The sequence below is a fragment of the Rhodococcus sp. D-6 genome, from assembly GCF_040256695.1.
In the GTDB taxonomy this organism is placed as follows: Bacteria; Actinomycetota; Actinomycetes; order Mycobacteriales; family Mycobacteriaceae; genus Rhodococcus; species Rhodococcus pyridinivorans.
The window spans coordinates 1,565,307-1,583,598 of record NZ_CP132970.1 but is presented as its reverse complement, the minus strand read 5'-3'; the positions used below and the strand labels follow the sequence as shown (position 1 = coordinate 1,583,598).

Here is an 18,292-nt window from a genome sequence, read left to right as displayed (position 1 = left end):
TACGCGGGGGTAACGTCCGCGAAACAAGAGCCGCGCATGATCGGCATCGATTGCACGACCGCCGACTCGCACGAAAGAACGACATATGCAGCTGACTCCCGCCGACACCGAGAAACTCCTTCTGGCCGTCGCCGGCATGGTGGCGCGCGACCGGCGGGACCGCGGCGTCCGACTGAACTATCCCGAAGCCGTTGCCCTGTTGTCCACCTGGGTGATCGAACGGGCACGCGAAGGCGCCGATGTCGCCGACCTCATGGTGAAGGGCCGCGAGGTCCTCGCCCGCGACGAGGTCATGGGCGGTGTCGCCGAGATGTTGACCGACGTGCAGGTCGAGGCCACTTTCCCGGACGGACGCAAGCTCGTCACGATCCACCACCCGATTTCCTGAAAGGAGCCCGACATGGCATCCGGACCGACTTCGGGACCCGGAGCGATTCGCGTCGCCGAGGGCTCCCTCACCCTCAACGCGGATCGCTCCGACGACGAGCGCATCACCCTTGTCTTCCTCAACACCGGTGACCGTCCCATCCAGATCGGATCGCACATCCACCTGCCGGACGCGAACGCGGCCCTCGAGTTCGACCGCGAACGCGCGCAGGGCTTCCGCCTGGACATCCCGTCGGGGACCTCGCAGCGATTCGAACCCGGCAGCAGCCGCGAACTGGACGCCGTCGCCCTGCGCGGGCGACGCGTCGTACCCGGCATCCAGGTGCGGAAGCAGGAGGACTGAGAACGTGGAGATCACACGCGCCGAGTACGCGGCACTGTACGGACCGACGGTGGGCGACCAGGTACGTCTGGGTGACACCGACCTGTGGATCCAGATCGAGGAGGACCGCACCTTCGGTGGTGAGGAAGCCGTCTTCGGTGGCGGCAAGTCCATCCGCGAATCGATGGCCCAAGGTGTGACGACCTGGGCCGAGGGTGCTCCCGACACCGTCATCACGAACGTGATCGTGCTGGACTGGTGGGGCATCGTGCGCGCCGACGTGGGCATCCGCGACGGTCGCATCGTCGCCCTCGGCCGCGCCGGGAACCCGGACATCGCCGACGGCGTGCACCCGAAGCTTCAGATCGGCCCGTCCACCGACGTCATCTCCGGTGAAGGTCGCATCCTTACCGCGGGCGCCTTCGACTCGCACGTGCACCTGCTGTCGCCGTCGCAGATCGTCGAGGCGCTCGCCACCGGCATCACCACCATCGCCGGCGGCGGAACCGGCCCGTCCGAGGGATCGAAGGCCACCACCGTCACGCCGGGTCCGTGGCATCTGATGCAGATGCACCGCGCGCTCGACGTGCTGCCGGTGAACGTGCTGTTGCTCGGCAAGGGCAACACCGTCTCCGCTGATGGGCTGCGCGAGCAGGCCCTCTCCGGTGCCGCCGGGTACAAGGTGCACGAGGACTGGGGCTCCACTCCCGCCGCGATCGATGCGGCGTTGCGCGCGGCCGACGAGCACGGACTGCAGGTCGCGCTGCACTCGGACTCGCTCAACGAGGCGGGCTTCGTGGAGAGCACGCTCGCCGCGATCGGTGGCCGCTCGATCCACGCCTTCCACGTCGAAGGCGCCGGAGGTGGGCACGCCCCGGACATCCTGAGCATCGCCGGATTGCCGCACATCATCCCGGGCTCGACCAACCCGACGTTGCCGCACACCATCAACACCGTCGACGAGCACCTCGACATGCTGATGGTCTGCCATCACCTCAACCCCGCCGTCCCGGAGGACCTCGCGTTCGCCGAGTCCCGGATCCGGGCCACCACCATCGCGGCCGAGGACATCCTGCACGACATGGGCGCGCTGTCGATCACCTCGTCCGACGCCCAGGCGATGGGTCGCATCGGTGAGGTCGTCACCCGCACCTGGCAGGTCGCGCACGTGATGAAGAATCGGCGCGGGGCGCTCGACGGCGGCATGCCCGCCGACAACGAACGGGCCCGCCGCTACATCGCGAAGTACACGATCAACCCTGCGATCGCGCATGGTGTCGACCACGAACTCGGTTCGATCGAGGTCGACAAGATGGCCGATCTGGTGCTGTGGGATCCGAAGTTCTTCGGTATCCGGCCGTCGCTGGTCATCAAGGGCGGATCGATCGCCTGGGCCGCACTCGGCGACCCCAACGCATCCATCCCGACACCGCAGCCGGTGCTGCAGCGACCAGCGTTCGGCGATGCGCTCGCCCCGCACACATCGGTGTCGTTCGTCTCCCCCGCCGCCCTCGACGACGGTCTGGAAGAACGACTCGGGTTGCGCCGCAGACTGTTACCACTGCGGCCGACCCGGCACATCGGCAAGGCCGACATGAAGCAGAACGACGTGTTGCCGCGCATCGAGATCCGTCCCGACACCTTCGACATCGACATCGACGGCGAGCGGGTCGTTCCGGCGCCGGCCACCGAACTGCCGCTCGCGCAGCTGTATTCGATGTTCTGATGTTGCCCGACACTCTGTCCCCCACCACAGTGCTGCTCCTCCTCGCAGACGGGCGCGCGCCGGTCGGCGGGAACGTCAACTCGGGCGGGCTCGAACCGGCGCTCCAGGGTGGGATGTCGCCGACCGAGGTGCGTCGCTTCCTCGTCGCGCGGTTGCGCACCTCGGCGGCAGTCGAGGCCGGCGTCGCCGTGGTCACCCGGCACGCCGTGGACTCCGATGCCGGAACCGCCCCGACGCTCCGGATCGACGAGATCGAGGACCACTGGGCGGCGCGCACTCCGGGCCCGGCCCAGCGCGACGCGTCCCGGTTGCTGGCCCGCGGTTACCTGCGACTGGCCCGGAACCTGTGGCCCTCCACCGTTCTCGACGACCTCGACGCCCGGACCCCGCGACCGTCGCGGGGACTGGTCGTCGGGGCCATCGCGGCGCTCGCGCGCATCCCGGCGATCGACACCGCCCGACTGGTGTTGTACGAGGAGGCGCAGGCGATCGTCGCGGCCTTCCTCAAACTGCACCCCACCGACCCGGCCACCGGTTCGCGATGGGCGCTCGAGGCCTGCGCTCATCTCGAACCGCTCATCGCCGAGCTGTCCGCTCTCACCGATCCGGCGGACATCCCGGCCACCGGTGGTCCCCAGACCGAATTGTGGGCCGAAGCCCACGCATCCGCTCCAGAAAGGCTGTTCCGTGCCTGAACACATCACCACCCGTTCGCTCCGTCTCGGCGTCGCCGGTCCCGTCGGCACGGGCAAGAGCTCGCTGATCGCGACCATCTGCCGCACCCTCGCGTCCGAGCTGCAGCTCGGCGTGATCACCAACGACATCTACACCGACGAGGACGCCCGTTTCCTCCGCTCGGCGGGCGTGCTCGACCCCGAGCGCATCCGCGCGGTGGAGACCGGTGCGTGCCCGCACACCGCGATCCGCGACGACGTGACCATGAACCTGCTGGCCGTCGAGGATCTCGAACGTGACTTCGCGCCGCTCGACGTCGTCCTGGTGGAGAGCGGCGGCGACAACCTCACCGCGACCTTCTCCCCCGCGCTCGTCGACGCGCAGATCTTCGTGCTCGATGTCGCCGGTGGTGGCGACGTCGCCCGCAAGGGCGGTCCGGGCATCAGCCGCGCCGACCTGCTCGTGGTGAACAAGACCGATCTGTCCCCCTATGTGGGTGTCGACGTGCCGCAGATGGTCGCCGACGCCGAGAAGGCCCGTGAGGGCGGACCGGTGCTGGCTCTGTCCCGGACCGACGCCGCATCCGTGCAGGCACTCGGTGACTGGGTGCGCGCGATGCTGGCAGCCCACCGCGCCGGGTCGCACACCCCTGTCGATCCCGGTCCGATGGCTCCGCACTTCCACGCCGACGAGGACGGCGACCACGATCACGGCCATGGGCACGGTCACGGTCACAGCCACGATCACGCCGTCGCACACACGCACGACTGATCATGTCCCGCACCATGATCCGAATCGACCGCGCGCCGGGCCGGGCACGCCTGGCCCTGCGGGCGGGCATGCTCGTCCCCCGCACGGTCGAGGTCGGTCCGGACCATGCGCGTGTCGCTCTCGTCGCCGCCGGCGCGTTGTTGCTCGGTGGTGACTCGGTGACCGTCGACGTCCACGTCGACGCCGGGTGCACGCTCGAACTGCAGGACATCGGTGGCACCGTCGCCTACGACGCCGACAACCGGCTGTCCCGGTGGGACGTGCGGATCACCGTCGCCGAGGGCGGCACCCTTGTCTGGGACACCTACCCGTTCGTGATCGCCACCGGTGCCCGCGTGTACCGCGACACCCGGATCGAACTCGCCTCCGACGCCGCCGCGAGCATGCGGGAGACCCTCGTCCTCGGACGCCACGGAGAAACCGGAGGTGCGATCCGCAGCCGTACCTCGGTCACTCTCGATCGTCGTCCCCTCTTCGTCGAGGAGTTGTACGCCCACGGAGCGTTCCCCGAACCCGGGATCCTCGGTTCCGCGCGGGTGCACGACGTCATCGCGACCTACGGACGACGCATCGAGGGCGACGGTGTCGTCCAGCTCGAAGGGCCCGGCAGCCTGCTGCGGTTCCTCGGCGCCGACGCCCACTCCTCGCCGCTCGAGTCGACCTGGCGCTCCTGGCGCTCCACACACGTTCACCCGTCCACCCTCGAAGGGAGTCTCACCCATGCACGTCCCTGACCATTTCCTCCCCATGAGCGCCACCGCGCCCGCCGCGGCGATCGCCACCGGTGCGGTCGTCCTCGCCGCCACCGCCGGGCGGCCGCGCATCACGATCCGGGACACCCTTCTCGCCGGAACGACCGCAGGGATGATCTTCGGCGCTCAGATGGTCAACTACCCCATTGCCGGCGGCATCAGCGGCCATCTCATCGGCGGCGCTCTCGCGACCGCGCTCCTCGGGCCCCGGCTCGCGCTTCTCGCGATGACCGCGGTCGTCGGTGTGCAGGCATTGCTGTTCGGGGACGGCGGGATCAACGCCCTCGGGGTGAACGTGCTGCTGATGGCGGTGCTGCCCGTCCTCGTCACCGCCGGTGTCCGCACGGGCGCCGAGCGACTCGGCCTCGGGAAGCTCACGCGGACCACCGCGATTGTCAGCGCCGGTCTGTCCGTGCCGGTGAGCGCCGCGGTTCTCGGAGTCGCGTACTCGGCGACCACCGGAACCGGCGCCGCAGCAGCATTGATCGGCGATCTGATCGCGGTCCACCTGGCCATCGGTCTCGGTGAAGCCCTCATCACGGCTGCCGTGCTGAGCGCCGTGATGGCGTTCGCGCCCGGCGTCGCCGCGTGGGACGCACGGTCCTCCGTCACTCCTGTTGTCGTTCGACGGGGTCTCGCCGCGATCGGCGGCCTGGGCGTGGTCAGCGCCTGTGCGCTGGCTCTGGTTGCGTCCGGCAGCCCGGACGGTCTCGAGCACATCGTCGGTGCCTATTCGCTGCCGGTCGGTGACGCCGCCTTCGCCGGCCTTCCCGGGCTCGCCGACTACGGCACGCTCAGCGGCACCGAATTCCTCGCGGCACTGGCCGGTCTCGCCACCACCGCGGTGATCGGCGCCGCCCTCGCCACGATGGGCCGCCGCACGCCGGTCCGTCAGAGCGCGTAACGGTCCTCTCGGAACCCTTCGAGCGGTGCGGTCGCTGATGCGGCCGCACCGTTCGGCGTTCCACGACCGCCACGTCCGTTGATCGTCTGCAGCGCCGTGACCTGGCGTTTCCACCGCCGATCAGGAATCTCGGAAACTTTCCGATTCGGTGGGAACCTTTCCGCCTCCCGGTCCCTCTTACCTGTGTCAGTCACCGAGACACCGAAAGAGGCACCGACCATGGCTACCAACTCCTTCCCCGGCAGCAGCTCCTCGAACGCCGACCGTGCCGCATCGCAGTCCACCGCAAGCGACCGCGCGGACTCGTCGTACGGCTCGCAGTCCTCCTACGACGGCAACTCCTCCTACGGTTCGTCCTCGGCCGACCAGTCGGGATCGACGAGCTACGAGTCCTACGAGCGTTACGAGCGGTACGACAGCTCCGGCTCCTCGAGCTCGGACTCGTCCTACGGCTCGGCGAGCAATTCGGGTGCGTCGAGCTCCGCCGGATCGGCCTCCTCGGCTTCCGATCGCGCCGCCGCGGAGAACGCCGAGTCCACCTCGACCGTGACCTCCGGATCCGCCTCCACCGAGCCGGTCGTGCTCGACGAGTACACCCTTGGTGACGGCACCCGCGTTGCCGACGTCGACATGGACGGCGACGGTCAGGTCGATCTGTCGCTGGTGGACTACGACGGCGACGGCCGGACCGACGCGCAGATCAGCGACTCCGACGGCGATGGCAACGCCGACCTGATCGAGTTCGACCGCGACGGCGACGGCTACATCGACGCCGCCGCCGGTGATCTCGACGGTGACGGCCGGCTCGATCTGGCCGTCTTCGACGAGGACGGTGACGGCGAGGTCGATGTGGTGGTGGACCTGCACTCCGGAGCGGTGGACTACGACGGCGACGGCATCGCCGACGACTACGTCGACGTCTCGGCCTTCGACAACGGTTCCGAGTCGACCGACGCCGGTTCCGATCTGGTCTGAGGCCCACTCCGACCGGTCCGAGACGAAGGGCAAGCAGGTGATGTCACCGCAGATGCGTGAGCGGATCGACGAACTGATCGCGGCGGCGGACGTCGCGGCGGACGGGCCCGAGCGCGCCGCCGCGACCGCACGACTCGCCGATCTGGGAGTCGAACGTCTGGCCGTCGCGCCCGGGACACGGTTCGATCCGAGCCGTCACCGTGCAGTGGCGGTGACGCCGGCAGCGGCACCGGCGGAGGAGAACCTGGTCGTCGCGATGATCCGGCCCGGCTGGTGTCACGAGGGGCAGATCCTGCGCTATGTCGAGGTGCGGGTGCAGGTTCCGCCGGCGCAGTGCCCCACTCCGGGGGCGTCGTGACACCCGCCACCGGGCGACGACCGTTCGCCGCTATAGAGTCCGCGACGGTCATCGCACCGTCCATGCAGGTTTTGTGGGTTCGCATTCGAGAGGCACGATCGAGATGAGCTGGGTTCTGGCGGTCGATTTCGGCACGTCCAACACGTCGGCGGCACACCGGATCGGCCCGGACCGGGTCGAATCACTGCCGCTGACCCACACCTCCAACCTCATGCCGTCCTCGGTGTACGTCGACCACACCGGGGCGATCACCACCGGCGACGTGGCCATCAACCAGGCCACCGTGGATCCGGCCGGCTTCGTCGCCTACCCCAAGACCCACGTGGCCGTCGGGTCGGTGATGGTCCGCGGCCAGGACGTCCCCGTCGCCCACACCATCGCCTCGGTCCTGCGCACCGTCTACAACCAGGCGCTCCCCCGGCACAACAACCACCCTCCGGCGGAGGTCGTGCTCACCCACCCCGAGGCCTGGTCCCAGCGCGAACTCGACGTGCTGCGGCACGCCGCGTCCCTGGCCGGTCTCGGCGGCAGCGTCTCGCTGATCTCCGAACCCCGCGCCGCCGCGTTCTACTATTCACGTCAGCACGATGCGAAGATCGTCAAGGGCTCGACGATCGCGGTGTTCGACTTCGGCGGCGGCACCCTCGACATCGCCGTACTCACCGCGACGAGCGAATGGACCTTCGAGGTCGTCCGGGCCGGCGGCGACAACACCCTCGGCGGCAAGAACCTCGACGCCACCGTCGCCCGCTGGGTCGACGAACGCCTGCGCGACGACGATCCGGATCTCGCGGCGTGGTTGCGCACCCCGGACGGGCTCGATGCCCGACGCACCCTCGACGATCAGATCCGCCGCGCCAAGGAACTGCTCTCCGAACATCCCTCGGCGACGATCCGGGTCACCGGCAACGGCGCGGATCTGACCTTCACCATCACCCGCGACGAGTTCGAGCAGCTCATCGAACCGCAGATCACCCGTGGCGTGCAGCTCGCCGCCCAGGTGCTGCGCGATGCCGGGGTGGACCGGTCGAGTCTGCAGGCGCTGTATCTGACCGGCGGCTCCTCACGGATCCCGTACGTGCATCGGCGGCTGTCCGAACTCGGACCCATCGCCACCCTCGACGACCCGAAGACCGTCGTGGCCAAGGGCGCGGCCGGGTTCGTCGCCGGCGGACGCACCACCGAACCCGCCGCGGACCTCGACACCGAGGTGCTGCGACCGGATGCTCCCAGCCCCGCAGCACCGCGAGCCGGTGTTCCGCGCCCGGGTACCCCGGCGGCACAACCGAACCCGGCACCGGCGCGCGACGTGGAGCGGTCACGACCGTCTCGGCCCCTGCTCATCGCCGGAGGCGCCGTGCTGGCGGTGCTCGTCGCCGCCGGGGCGGTCTTCGGCCTGACCCGTGGGGACGCGGACGACGGAGCGTCGGCCGGCGCCGCGGCCGCCCCCGCTGTGGCCGAGGACAGGTCGGACACCGGCGCACCGCCTCCGGCGACGTCGGATTCGGTCTATCGCAGCGAAAGCACCGACGAGGTGGTGGAACTGCTGCCGACCAAGTTGCTCACCGGGTCGAGTTCGTGCGAGAAGTCCGGCTTCTCCTCGGAAGGTGCCATGCAGGTCCGGTGCCAGATCAGCCCCAATTCCAACCTCGGGAAGGCGCTGGGCATGGAGCCCACCGACTACGAATCCGTGTCGGCGTACCGGGACGATCAGTACGCACGCTCGAACTTCATCCGGCTCCGCGACGCCAAGAACGACAACACCAGGATCGTCTCGGCGGACGGCACGCGCATCGCCGACTACGACCACCCGCCGGGCGGCAACTCGTACTTCACCGTCATCGACAAGTCCACCGGCCTCGTCGCGCAGTTCTCGACGACGACGGAGCGCGGCGAAGCACTGCTCGCCGAACTCGGTTGGAACGCCTGACCTGCCTTTCTCCCATACCTTCCTCTTCAGGAGTCCTCTTCTCATGCACATCCCTCGAACAGGCCGTCTCGCCCTGGCCCTGGCGGCCGTCACCGTCGTCACCGTGGCCGGTTGCGCGTCCGACAGCGACGCCACCGTCGTCGACGAGACCACCACGACCGAACAGACCTCTGCCGGTGTCGATCTCGACTCGCTCGATACCGGCGACTACAACACCCAGCCGCGCGATTTCGTCGCGCTGGGCATGGCGGCCGAGGACTTCGGTCCTGCGGTGGAAGGCCAGCGACTCGCCGAGTTCGTCATCCACCCGCACACAATCGACCCGGCCCTCACCGTCGGCGGATCGACCAACGGGGTGTTCCTCGGCGGCACGGGCAACATCTTCTCCGGCAGCGAGAACGAGATCCTGAAAGAATTCTCGATCATCAATGCCTTCACCAGCTTCCGGAGCACCGACGACGACAGCCGCGAGTTCGGTGTCAGTGTCTGGCGATTCCCCACCCCCGAGGACGCCGCCGGCGCCGCGCAGGCCCTGTACGAGTACAAGCTCGCACCCGCGGACGGTCCGTTCGCCACCGGTCCGGAAACCCCGATATCGCTGCCGGCACTGCCCGACACACTGGCCACCACCTACTCCTGGCCGGAACTGGCCACCACCTCCCTGAGCACGCTCACCACACGCGGCATGTTCGTCGTCTACACCTACAGCGGCGACGACAGCGATGGGATCGAGTGGATCACCGATACCGCGACGCGCGGCGTGCAGCAGCAGATCGAACTGCTCGACCGGTTCCCGGCCACCCCCACCGACGAGATCGCCTCGCTGCCCATCGATCTGGACAAGGTGATGGCTCGGGCCGTGGGATTCGTCGACAGCGAGTACTCGCGTAACTCCGACATGGCGGTCTACGGACCCGACGGCTGGTTGCACTACGACTCCGCTCCGGCCGACACCGAGGTGGTGTTCGAACAGACCGGCACCGACCGTGTCGCGAAGGTCAACAGCGTCGTCTATCGCACCGCCGGCCCGGACGAGGCCGAGGTCCTGAAGGACGCGTTCGCTGCACACACGGCGGAGACCTATCCGGACCTCGTCGAGGATCCCTCGCTGACGCAAAGCCTCCCGAACACCACCTGTTGGTCGGGCGACGTCGCCGAGGGCCGAGCCGCCGCGTGCCTGATGACCTACGGCCGCTACATGGCCGAACTGTCCGGCTTCCGCTCGATCGGCAACGAGAACCCCGATTCCGACACCCTGCGCACCGTGCCGCAGCGCGTCGCGACGCAGTACGTCAAGTTCGTCCGCGCCGAGGAGATGGGCCTGGGCGAGAACTGACCTCCCTCGCGGTCCGGTGACCGTCGGTGCGCGCCACCGATGACGGTCACCGGACCGCTGCGCGACGCGGCCGGGTAGGTTACTCCGCGTACAGATGGGGGTGCCATGAACGAGACCGAGTTGATCGAGCGGTGCCGGTCCGGCGACCGGGCCGCGTTCGCCGCACTGGTGGAACCGTCGCGCACCCAGGTGTGGGCGGTATGTGTGCAGATCACCGGTAACCGCCACGACGCCGAGGACGCCCTGCAGGACGCCCTGATCGCCGCCTGGCAGAACCTCGACAAGTTCCGGGGCACCTCCCGGTTCGGCTCCTGGCTCTATCGCATCGCGAGCAACGCCGCGCTGGCGATCGTACGCAAGCGCCGCGAGATCCCCGACGACGAGATCGACCTCGGTCGGGCCTCCACGGTGCCGGGACCGGCCGATCGCGTCGTCGACACCGACGCGGTGCGTCACGCCCTCGCTCAACTCCCGGAACAGTTCCGGGTCGCGGTGGTGCTCCGCGAATACGCCCAGATGAGTTACGCCGAGATCGCCGAGCATCAGAACGTGCCGGTCGCGACGGTCAAGACCCGCATCAACCGGGGGCGAGCACAACTCGTCGAACTGCTCGATCCCACCCGCCTCGATCCCGCCGGTCTCGATCCCTGACCGGTAGATTGGGACGAGGCAGGAACATTCCGGGGCCCACACGACTCCAACCTGACGACGACGGACAACGGGGGAAGAAGGAAGAGCCCATGACAAGCGATGAGACCGATCCGCTGCCCTCACTGGGGGAGCTGCTCGGTATCGATGTGCTCGCCGACCTACCGGAACTGCCCGATCAGGTCTGGGAGCGCGCGCTCGACATCGCCACCGACCCCGGCACTGCCGCGGTCGATATCTCGTTGGTCCCGGACGACGACGAGATCGTTCCGGAGACGGTCACCGTCGACTCTGTCGACCTCGATCCTGCCCTCGACCCCGATGCCGACCTCGACAGCGCTGGTGGAATCGACCCCGGCCTTGTCGACGACGACAACGGCGAGGCTTCATCCGACGACGAGGCAGCCTCGTTCGGCTTCACCGACAACGTCGACGAGCCCGATCTCGGCGCGTAACCCGCCGACCGGGTCAGTGTCCGCGGACGATCACCGTATAGGCGTGCGTAAGCGCTGTCAGCGCCGTGTCCTCCGCCGCCGACCGCGTCGACACGCTCTGCGCCTGCACCGCGACAAGCTTCTGTTGCGCCATCGCTCGGATCTGCTCGGGTGACGCCGTCGGCTCCAGCCCCAACGCCTCGGCGATCGTGCCGCCGCGCAGCACCTGGACCAGTTCGTCGACCGCCGGGGCGCTCGGGTCGGCCTGCAGCAGAGATCGCAACGCCCGCAACAACTCCACCGGCACCAGCGCCGGGTCAGTGCGCAGCGCCGAGACGATCTGCCGGATGGCGTCGCGCGCCGGATGCGAATAGACGAGGGCGTCGAGTTCGGCGAGGATCCGGCCGGCGCGGTGCAGCACCGCGAAGCGACGCAACGACTGTTCGAGCACCGCTCGCAGCGGATGGACGCCGGACACCCCGGACAACCACTGGTTGACCTGGTGCGCCCCACCCGTTGCCTGCGCGCGGGCGTGCACGAGCCCGTACTCCCCGATCAGCTCCAGCAGTCGCCACACCTGGTCGCGTGGCACCGGCAGCGCGGCCGGATCGGCGTCGAGCAGATCGAACAGCTCCAACGGGGCCAGTGGGTCGAGCGCCGCGAGCGCGCGGGCGTCGGCGTCGGTGAACGCACCGGTGTGGGAGGTCTGCGCGAGCAACCCGGCGACCGGCACCACCGTGCCGACCTGTCCCGCCAACCGCCGCGCGAGCACGTTCGCATGTTCGGCGGCGTGTCCGAGCGGATCGCGGTTGCCGAGCACCCCGCGGCCGAAACCGTCTGCGCGCGAGAGCACTCCGAGTGTGTTCAGCGGAGTGAAGCCGAGGCGCTGCAGGAATTCGACCTCGTCGGTGCGCGGCATCGAGTCGAACAGGAACACCGCCGCGTCGGCGTCGACGGACGCCAAGCGGGTCTGCTCGAACCCGTCGATCAATGCGCGCTCGGTGGCGGCGGCATTGGTGACGGTCAGCGTCGCCAGGCCGGGGGTGTCGACGAGGGTGATCGTGCTCAGCGCATGGGAGGGCAGGTAGCGGTGCACGTACGCGACCTGCTCCGGCGGGACGCCGAGGTCGACGGTGGTGCCGAGTGCCAGCGGCACGGGTCGGCGGGTGCCATCGGTGGACACCACGTCGGCGCGGGAGGGCGCACCGTTCTCGTAGACGGTGACGACATTGGTGGCCTCGAGCGCCGCGGTCTCGGCGACCGGCGCGCCGATCAGCGCGTTCACCAGGGTGGATTTGCCGGCCTTGAGCCGCCCGACGACGACGATGCGCGGCGGTGACCACAGGATCGCGCCGATACGGTTGGCGTGTGCGACGAGATCACCGCCGAGCGCGGCAAGTTGGTGCAGGGCCGCGTCGATGCGCTGGTGCACCGGATCGGGTGCCCCGGTCTGCGGTGGGATGTGCGGGGCGCTCATGTGGCACCTCCCCTCAGAGCCGTATCGATCGGGGTGATGCGGGCGCGGGTGATGCGCAGGTTCTTCTCCAGTCGTTCGATGTTCGCGGTGCGGGTCGCGGCGTCCGCCTGCGCGGCGCGCTTGGCCTCGTCGATACGCTTCTGCAACTCGGTGATCCGGTCCTGGAGGTGTTTGCGGCGACGCAGCACGATCTCCGGGCGGGTGGTGGCCATCGCGGCCTCGAGCATGCGGGTGGTGACGGTCCGCACGGTCGCGAGGGTCTCGCGCAGCCAGGTCAGCAGGTTCGTCTTGCCGGTGCGCATCGCCTTGAACCCGAGATTGATCGCCACCCAGGCGACGCCGGCGATGGCACCGGCCCCGATCACCGCGCCGAGCATGGTGGTGCCGATCATGCCCATCGTCAGCACGCTCGGATCCAGCAGCCCTTGGCGTTTCGAGCCCACCTCCCCGGTCACCAATGGATCGGTCTGCAGCGCCTCGAGGGTGATCTCGCGGATGTGCTCCCACTGCTGCGGGTCGTCGAACAGGTCGGTGACGATCTTCTCGAGGTCGTCGAGGAACACCTGCGCGGTGGTGGCCATCGCGTCGAGCAGGTCGGCCTGGATCTGGGCGGTGAACACCTGCGGGGAGCGCCGCAGCACCTGCATCGACGACTTGTTGATGCGCGTCGTCCAGTCCTCGCGCACGCGGGCGAGCTCCTCGTCGAGACGGGTGATCGCCCGTTGCCGCGCGAGAGTGAGGTCGCGCTGCAGGTGCTGTTCCCATTGCTGCGCCTCGTCCTTGAGGCCCTCGAGCCGTTCCATCTCGGCGGTCAGGTCCGGGATCGCGGATTCGCCGTCGCGGACGACGGAGAGTTCGTCGCTGATTCCGGTTTCGATGCGGCGCAACCCGTCGAGGGCGACGCGCAGCGCGTCGGCTTCGGGACGGTGCCGTGCGGCGGCGACCCGCTCGTCGAGCATCCCCCACAGTCCGGGGAGCCCGGAGCAGGCGAGGCTGCGCTCGCGCACCGGGGAGCGTGGTAGGGCGGTCGCGGCCAGGGCACGCACGCTCGAGACGGCGACGACGGGGATGTCGCGGCCGACGTGTTCCGCGACGGCGCGGCGGTTCTCCGCGACGATCTGTTCCCAGCGGGTGAGGTTCTTGTCGGTCTTGGTGACCACCACCAGCACGTTCTCCACCCCGGTGGCGCTCTCGCGCAGGAACCGCATCTCCGGTTCGGTCAGAGGGGTCGACGCGTCGCACACCAGCACGAGCACGGCGGCCCGATCGGCGGAGTGAGCGGCCATCGCGGCGTGCCGGGGGTCGAGGCCGCCGATGCCGGGAGTGTCGACGACCGACGCGTTCGTGAGCTTGTCCGAGGCGATCGGCACGACCGCCGCGACCGGCAGCGCCTCGACGGTCGGGTCCTGGACGTAGCGGCCGCCGGTGGTGATCCACTCCCCCAGCTCGGCGTGGTCGATGCGCCGGCGCCCGTCGGGGAACACCAATTCGGCGGTGCCCTCCGGGAAATCGTCGGTGGCGGTGACGAAACGGGTTGCGACGGCGGTCGAGTGCTCGACGTCGTCGAGAGCGGCGCCGTCGCGGCCGATGAGAGCGCTGACCAGCAGACTCTTGCCGCGCTTGATCTCCCCCACCACCACGATCGACGCCGGCCGGCCGGTGTCGGCGAGTTTGCGTTCGGCGCGGTCGGCGACCTCGTCGTGCTTGTAGGCGCGCAGCACCTTGCACGCGCCGGCGATCAGGTCGGCCACAGACGGATCAGGAGACACGCGACGACACTACATACCGGCCGGTACGGGGGCGTGCTCCACTCCGGCGTTCGGACTCGTGGCCGCGCCCACGATGATTTCCGGCTCCTGCCCCGGTCAACATTCGTGAACGGATCCGTCCGACTCCGGGAGACGTCATGACCCAGCAGACCACCCGCGCCCTTCCTCCGATCGTCGACGAGCAGACATGGCGGTCGGCGCTCGACGACCTACGGCGACGGGAGAAGGCCGCCACTCGCGAACTCGACGCCATCGCAGCGCAGCGCCGCCGGCTGCCGATGATCGAACTACCCGACTACACGCTGATCGGCGCCGACGGTCCGATCCGGCTCGTCGATGTGTTCCAGGGCCGCTCGCAGCTCATCACCTATCACCACATGTGGTCCGACGGTGCCGAATGGCAGTGCGGTGGATGCACGAGTCTCACGACGCAGTGGACCCGACTCGGCATCCTCGACAACTACGACGCCCGCATGGTCATCGTCACCAACGGGCCGATCGACGAAGCCCTCGCCTACAAGGCGAAGGTGGGCAACACGATGGAGTGGTACTCGTCGTCGGAGAGTTCGTTCGGCGCCGACGTCGACGCACCTCCCGGTGGAGGGTTCGCGGTCAACGTGTTCCTGCGCGACGGCGACAAGGTCTACCGCACCTGGCACACCACGGGCCGGGGCACCGAACAGCTCAGCTACACCTTCGCGCTGATCGACCTTCTTCCGTGGGGCCGTCAGGAGGAATGGCAGGACTCGCCCGAGGGCTGGCCGCAGTCGCCGACCTATTCGGGGTGGCTCGACTCCCCCGACGTGGCGCGGCTCTACGGTCCCGGCACCGGCGCGCAGTGAGGGCCGGGTGACATGGCGGACTCGACACCCTCGCGCAGCGGGCATCTGGCCATCAACGGCCTGAGTCTGTACTTCGAGGTGCACGGCGAACTCGGCGGGTCCGCTCCGCTGCCCTTGCTGCTGATTCCCGGCGCGTTCATGAGCACCGAATCGATGCCGTCCTGGGTGACCGCCTTCGCCGAACGGCGCCCGGTGATCGTCTTCGATCAGCAGGGGCACGGTCGCACCCGGGACACCGATCGTCCGATGTCGTACGAGCAGTTCGGCGACGATGCGGCGGAGTTGCTGCGGGCTCTGAACGTCGAGCGTGCGGACGTGATGGGTTATTCGCAGGGCGGCGGGGTGGCGTTGCAGGTGGCGCTCCGCCATCCGGACCTCGTCGGAAAGCTCGTCACGTTGTCGGCCACCTACCGGCAGGACGGTTGGTACGCGTCGGTGCTCGAGGGCGTCGGACATCTCGATGCCGAGGTGTTCGCCGGTTCCTCGGTCGAGAAGTCGTTCACGGAGCACACGCCCGATCCCGCGGCGTTCGCCGCCTACGTCGACAAGATGAAGGTCCTCAACATCGAGGACCAGCAGATCACGGACGAACAGATGCGGTCGATCACTGCGAACACGATGGTGATCGTCGGCGACGCGGACGGCGTGAAACCGGAACATGCGGTAACGATGTTCCGGTTGCTCGGCGGTGGCGACGAGGAAGCAGCGACGACGGGGATGCTGCAGAAGATCCCCCGGGCACGCCTGATGATCCTGCCCGCGATGTCACACCTGGGAATCTCCGGAGAGGCGGACGTGCTGGCGCCGATGGTGACGGCGTTCCTCGACGACGTCCCGCCGGTGACGCCGGAGCTCTTCTGATCTGGCCTGCAGCCCTCAGTCGGCGAGGTAGCGCAGCATCACGGCGGTGGTGAACTGTCGGGTCTCGACCAGGCGCAGATCCACGCGCTTCTCCAGGGGCGGGAACATCGGTGTGCCACCACCGAGCAGGACGGGTGAGACGAACACCTGGTACTCGTCGATGAGACCGTGTGGGATCAGCGACGCGGCGAGGTTCGCCCCACCGACCTCCATGACGCCGTCTCCCTCGGCCTTGAGCCTGCGCACCTCCTCCACCGCGTCGTCGCTGACGAGGCGACTGTTCCAGTGGACCTCGGTGAGGGTGCGGGAGAAGACGACCTTGGGCGTGGTCGTCCACAACTCGGCGAAGTCGCGTTCGATGGGCGAGGCGTCCTCGGGCAGGTGCGGCCAGTACTCGGCCATCAGCTCGTACATCCGCCGGCCGTGCAACGAGAGCTCGAGCCGGCGGAACCGGTCGTTGTGGAACTGGTGCAGTTCGTCGTCGGGGTCGGTCCAGTCGATATTGCCGTCGCGGTCGTTGATGTAACCGTCGAGGGACACGCCGAAGTCGTAGATCAGTGTTCTCATGCTCCGATAGACCGCCGGCGCACCCCGAACTCATCGGCCCGGTGCGACCGTGTCGGGCTTAAGGCTGGAGCAGCACGTCCAGACCACGCTCGAACTCGTCGATGCGGCGACCGAGGGCATGGTGACCGCCGTTGACCAGCTCGGACACACGGACGATCCCTGCGGTGTCCGCGATCTCGTTGAGGTTGCGCGACGTCCAGTACCAGGCGGCGGTGGTGAAGGCGTTCTCCGGCGCGGCGAGCAGCTCGGGGTGCGCGACGAAGTCGACGCCGATGTGCTCGCTGACCTTCTCATAGTTGTGGCGGCCCGTGATCTGGATCGCGCCGCGACCCTTGTAGCGCTCACCGTCGCCGGGATGGGTGTTTCCGAGATCGGCGCGACCCTCGTATGCGCGACCGGACGCGTACTCCTCGAAGGTGCGGAAGGAGTCCGATTCGACGGCCAGCTGGGCGATGAACGCCGCCTGACGGACCGGGTTGTCGATGCCGCTGCGCGCCATCGCATCGTTCAGCGGCGCGATGAACTGCTCGACCTTCTCCGCCGGGATGCCCGGCACGATGCGGGTCAGTTCCTCGGGTGTGACGGCGGGGAGCGGCGCAGGAGTCGTCTCGGCGACGAGTTCGACCACCTCGGTCGCCTCTGCGGAGTCGGCCTCCTCGTCGTCCGTCACGGTCCAGCCGTCGGCGGCCAGGGCGTCGAAGTCGAGCGCCCGGAGCAGGTCGCGGGGCTCCTGGAAACGGGTCTGGGTGGGGGCGGTGGGTGCGGTGTCGGCATGGGCGGCGGAGGTACCGACGCCGAGCGCGGCGGTGAGGACGGCCGCCGCGGCGACCGCGGCACGGAAACGGCGCAATGATGAAACGGACAAGGGTCGTGCTCCAAGATTCGCCGAAGCTGGTTCGGCCTTAGAACGGGGCCGCGGGCATCACCGGCGGGATCGTTACCACCGCACGGAGGGCCAACACGCGACCATCAGGTCACAACCAGGTAACGTCGCAGGTCGAGAGGTTTTCAAGCGATCGTGGCCGACGCCATCTGAACCCGAGAAAGTCATGCGCGCCATACTCGAAAGTCGATCATTGCGGCGCCCGCATTCGGCCGGCCCAGCGAGAACCCGTCGCCACAGCACCCGGCCGATCCCGTCCCTCGTCCACCGAGGATCGCTGCGATCTCATCGAATTAGTTGTGCAGCAATACCTTCGAGGACACGACGGCACGCGCCGAAGGTTTGTCCCACAGATGATCGAATCGAGGCCGCGATGGGTCGCCCCCTCGAGAACAGACCGGTTCGGTTCGACCCAGGAGAAGTACACCCCCGAGCTGGGTCGTAATCATTTCGTGTCCGACGACACACCTCGATAACGCGCAGCTGCACGCCCGCCGAGACCGTCCGCGTTCACAATGCTACGGACGCGAGCAGGAAGTACCGACCGGTATGTTCGCGCAGGTCGAAGGCCCCGACCATTCGGTCGGGTCTTCCATGATCAGCGCGTCGAAACGGGGTCGACGCGGCGTGTTGCAGTAGCGAGCCCCGGTTCACCGCGCGAACTACGCGGAGGAG

At 68.6% G+C, this 18,292-nt stretch carries 19 protein-coding genes; 15 read left to right on the top strand and 4 right to left on the bottom strand.

Annotation, left to right across the window (positions count from 1 at the left end; all coding sequences use genetic code 11):
* Positions 1–85 precede the first annotated feature (85 nt).
* The 13 genes from RBB84_RS07485 (at position 86) to RBB84_RS07425 (ending at position 11,239) form a co-directional block, all read left to right on the top strand.
* A complete protein-coding gene (locus tag RBB84_RS07485) occupies positions 86–388 on the top strand; it encodes an urease subunit gamma (protein WP_006552043.1) in 303 nt (100 codons plus the stop codon).
* A 12-nt stretch (positions 389–400) separates the two neighbouring features.
* Positions 401–730: an urease subunit beta gene (gene ureB / locus RBB84_RS07480; RefSeq protein ID WP_024100932.1), complete on the top strand. Its 330-nt coding sequence runs from the start codon at positions 401–403 to the stop codon at positions 728–730.
* 4 nt (positions 731–734) lie between these two features.
* On the top strand, positions 735–2,435 hold the full coding sequence (locus RBB84_RS07475; RefSeq protein WP_064255601.1) for an urease subunit alpha: 1,701 nt from the start codon (positions 735–737) through the stop codon (positions 2,433–2,435).
* Positions 2,435–3,130, top strand: a complete 696-nt coding sequence (locus RBB84_RS07470; RefSeq protein ID WP_041803344.1) for an urease accessory UreF family protein — start codon at positions 2,435–2,437, stop codon at positions 3,128–3,130. Before RBB84_RS07475 ends, RBB84_RS07470 begins: the two co-directional genes overlap by 1 nt.
* Positions 3,123–3,881 (top strand): urease accessory protein UreG, encoded by a 759-nt coding sequence (ureG, locus tag RBB84_RS07465; protein ID WP_024100929.1) that lies wholly within the window; start codon positions 3,123–3,125, stop codon positions 3,879–3,881. The genes RBB84_RS07470 and ureG overlap by 8 nt, the downstream gene beginning before the upstream one ends.
* Before the next feature lie 2 nt (positions 3,882–3,883).
* Complete coding sequence (locus RBB84_RS07460) at positions 3,884–4,615, top strand: urease accessory protein UreD (protein WP_064255600.1); 732 nt, start codon at positions 3,884–3,886, stop codon at positions 4,613–4,615.
* Positions 4,616–4,628: 13 nt separating this feature from the next.
* Complete coding sequence (locus RBB84_RS07455) at positions 4,629–5,537, top strand: energy-coupling factor ABC transporter permease (protein ID WP_231911942.1); 909 nt, start codon at positions 4,629–4,631, stop codon at positions 5,535–5,537.
* Positions 5,538–5,756: 219 nt separating this feature from the next.
* Positions 5,757–6,512, top strand: coding sequence for a VCBS repeat-containing protein (locus RBB84_RS07450; RefSeq protein ID WP_024100926.1), 756 nt, complete (start codon positions 5,757–5,759; stop codon positions 6,510–6,512).
* A 40-nt stretch (positions 6,513–6,552) separates the two neighbouring features.
* Positions 6,553–6,870 (top strand): nucleotide exchange factor GrpE, encoded by a 318-nt coding sequence (grpE, locus tag RBB84_RS07445; protein ID WP_024100925.1) that lies wholly within the window; start codon positions 6,553–6,555, stop codon positions 6,868–6,870.
* 103 nt (positions 6,871–6,973) lie between these two features.
* Entirely contained in the window at positions 6,974–8,800 is a 1,827-nt protein-coding gene (locus RBB84_RS07440; RefSeq protein ID WP_041803690.1) for an Hsp70 family protein, read from the top strand.
* 43 nt (positions 8,801–8,843) lie between these two features.
* Positions 8,844–10,136: a hypothetical protein gene (locus tag RBB84_RS07435; RefSeq protein ID WP_064255599.1), complete on the top strand. Its 1,293-nt coding sequence runs from the start codon at positions 8,844–8,846 to the stop codon at positions 10,134–10,136.
* Positions 10,137–10,241: 105 nt separating this feature from the next.
* Positions 10,242–10,787 carry a sigma-70 family RNA polymerase sigma factor gene (locus RBB84_RS07430; protein WP_024100922.1) on the top strand — a complete coding sequence of 182 codons (546 nt, stop codon included), beginning with the start codon at positions 10,242–10,244 and terminating at the stop codon, positions 10,785–10,787.
* 89 nt (positions 10,788–10,876) lie between these two features.
* Complete coding sequence (locus tag RBB84_RS07425) at positions 10,877–11,239, top strand: hypothetical protein (RefSeq protein ID WP_024100921.1); 363 nt, start codon at positions 10,877–10,879, stop codon at positions 11,237–11,239.
* A 13-nt stretch (positions 11,240–11,252) separates the two neighbouring features.
* Here RBB84_RS07425 and RBB84_RS07420 read toward each other — a convergent pair whose 3' ends face one another.
* Together RBB84_RS07420 and RBB84_RS07415 are read right to left on the bottom strand one after the other, a co-directional pair.
* A complete protein-coding gene (locus RBB84_RS07420) occupies positions 11,253–12,695 on the bottom strand; it encodes a GTPase (RefSeq protein ID WP_064255598.1) in 1,443 nt (480 codons plus the stop codon).
* On the bottom strand, positions 12,692–14,464 hold the full coding sequence (locus RBB84_RS07415; protein WP_231911941.1) for a dynamin family protein: 1,773 nt from the start codon (positions 14,462–14,464) through the stop codon (positions 12,692–12,694). The genes RBB84_RS07420 and RBB84_RS07415 overlap by 4 nt, the downstream gene beginning before the upstream one ends.
* Before the next feature lie 137 nt (positions 14,465–14,601).
* Between RBB84_RS07415 and RBB84_RS07410 the strand changes: the two genes are divergently transcribed.
* The gene (locus RBB84_RS07410; RefSeq protein ID WP_024100918.1) at positions 14,602–15,306 is read left to right on the top strand and encodes a DUF899 family protein; all 705 of its coding nucleotides are present in this window, start codon (positions 14,602–14,604) and stop codon (positions 15,304–15,306) included.
* A gap of 12 nt (positions 15,307–15,318) precedes the next feature.
* Positions 15,319–16,167, top strand: coding sequence for an alpha/beta hydrolase (locus RBB84_RS07405; protein ID WP_024100917.1), 849 nt, complete (start codon positions 15,319–15,321; stop codon positions 16,165–16,167).
* 15 nt (positions 16,168–16,182) lie between these two features.
* On the opposite strand, the gene RBB84_RS07400 is transcribed toward RBB84_RS07405, so the two are convergent.
* Complete coding sequence (locus RBB84_RS07400; protein ID WP_006552034.1) at positions 16,183–16,734, bottom strand: dihydrofolate reductase family protein; 552 nt, start codon at positions 16,732–16,734, stop codon at positions 16,183–16,185.
* 58 nt (positions 16,735–16,792) lie between these two features.
* Positions 16,793–17,599, bottom strand: a complete 807-nt coding sequence (locus RBB84_RS07395; protein WP_231911940.1) for a glycoside hydrolase family 19 protein — start codon at positions 17,597–17,599, stop codon at positions 16,793–16,795.
* Positions 17,600–18,292 lie beyond the last annotated feature (693 nt).

Bases quoted from the DNA above. Each gene is read 5' to 3' on its own strand.
- RBB84_RS07485 (WP_006552043.1), top strand. From the start codon at position 86: ATGCAGCTGACTCCCGCCGACACCGAGAAACTCCTTCTGGCCGTCGCC.
- ureB (WP_024100932.1), top strand. From the start codon at position 401: ATGGCATCCGGACCGACTTCGGGACCCGGAGCGATTCGCGTCGCCGAG.
- RBB84_RS07470 (WP_041803344.1), top strand. From the start codon at position 2,435: ATGTTGCCCGACACTCTGTCCCCCACCACAGTGCTGCTCCTCCTCGCA.
- RBB84_RS07460 (WP_064255600.1), top strand. From the start codon at position 3,884: ATGTCCCGCACCATGATCCGAATCGACCGCGCGCCGGGCCGGGCACGC.
- RBB84_RS07455 (WP_231911942.1), top strand. From the start codon at position 4,629: ATGAGCGCCACCGCGCCCGCCGCGGCGATCGCCACCGGTGCGGTCGTC.
- RBB84_RS07450 (WP_024100926.1), top strand. From the start codon at position 5,757: ATGGCTACCAACTCCTTCCCCGGCAGCAGCTCCTCGAACGCCGACCGT.
- grpE (WP_024100925.1), top strand. From the start codon at position 6,553: ATGTCACCGCAGATGCGTGAGCGGATCGACGAACTGATCGCGGCGGCG.
- RBB84_RS07440 (WP_041803690.1), top strand. From the start codon at position 6,974: ATGAGCTGGGTTCTGGCGGTCGATTTCGGCACGTCCAACACGTCGGCG.
- RBB84_RS07435 (WP_064255599.1), top strand. From the start codon at position 8,844: ATGCACATCCCTCGAACAGGCCGTCTCGCCCTGGCCCTGGCGGCCGTC.
- RBB84_RS07430 (WP_024100922.1), top strand. From the start codon at position 10,242: ATGAACGAGACCGAGTTGATCGAGCGGTGCCGGTCCGGCGACCGGGCC.
- RBB84_RS07425 (WP_024100921.1), top strand. From the start codon at position 10,877: ATGACAAGCGATGAGACCGATCCGCTGCCCTCACTGGGGGAGCTGCTC.
- RBB84_RS07420 (WP_064255598.1), bottom strand. From the start codon at position 12,695: ATGAGCGCCCCGCACATCCCACCGCAGACCGGGGCACCCGATCCGGTG.
- RBB84_RS07410 (WP_024100918.1), top strand. From the start codon at position 14,602: ATGACCCAGCAGACCACCCGCGCCCTTCCTCCGATCGTCGACGAGCAG.
- RBB84_RS07405 (WP_024100917.1), top strand. From the start codon at position 15,319: ATGGCGGACTCGACACCCTCGCGCAGCGGGCATCTGGCCATCAACGGC.
- RBB84_RS07400 (WP_006552034.1), bottom strand. From the start codon at position 16,734: ATGAGAACACTGATCTACGACTTCGGCGTGTCCCTCGACGGTTACATC.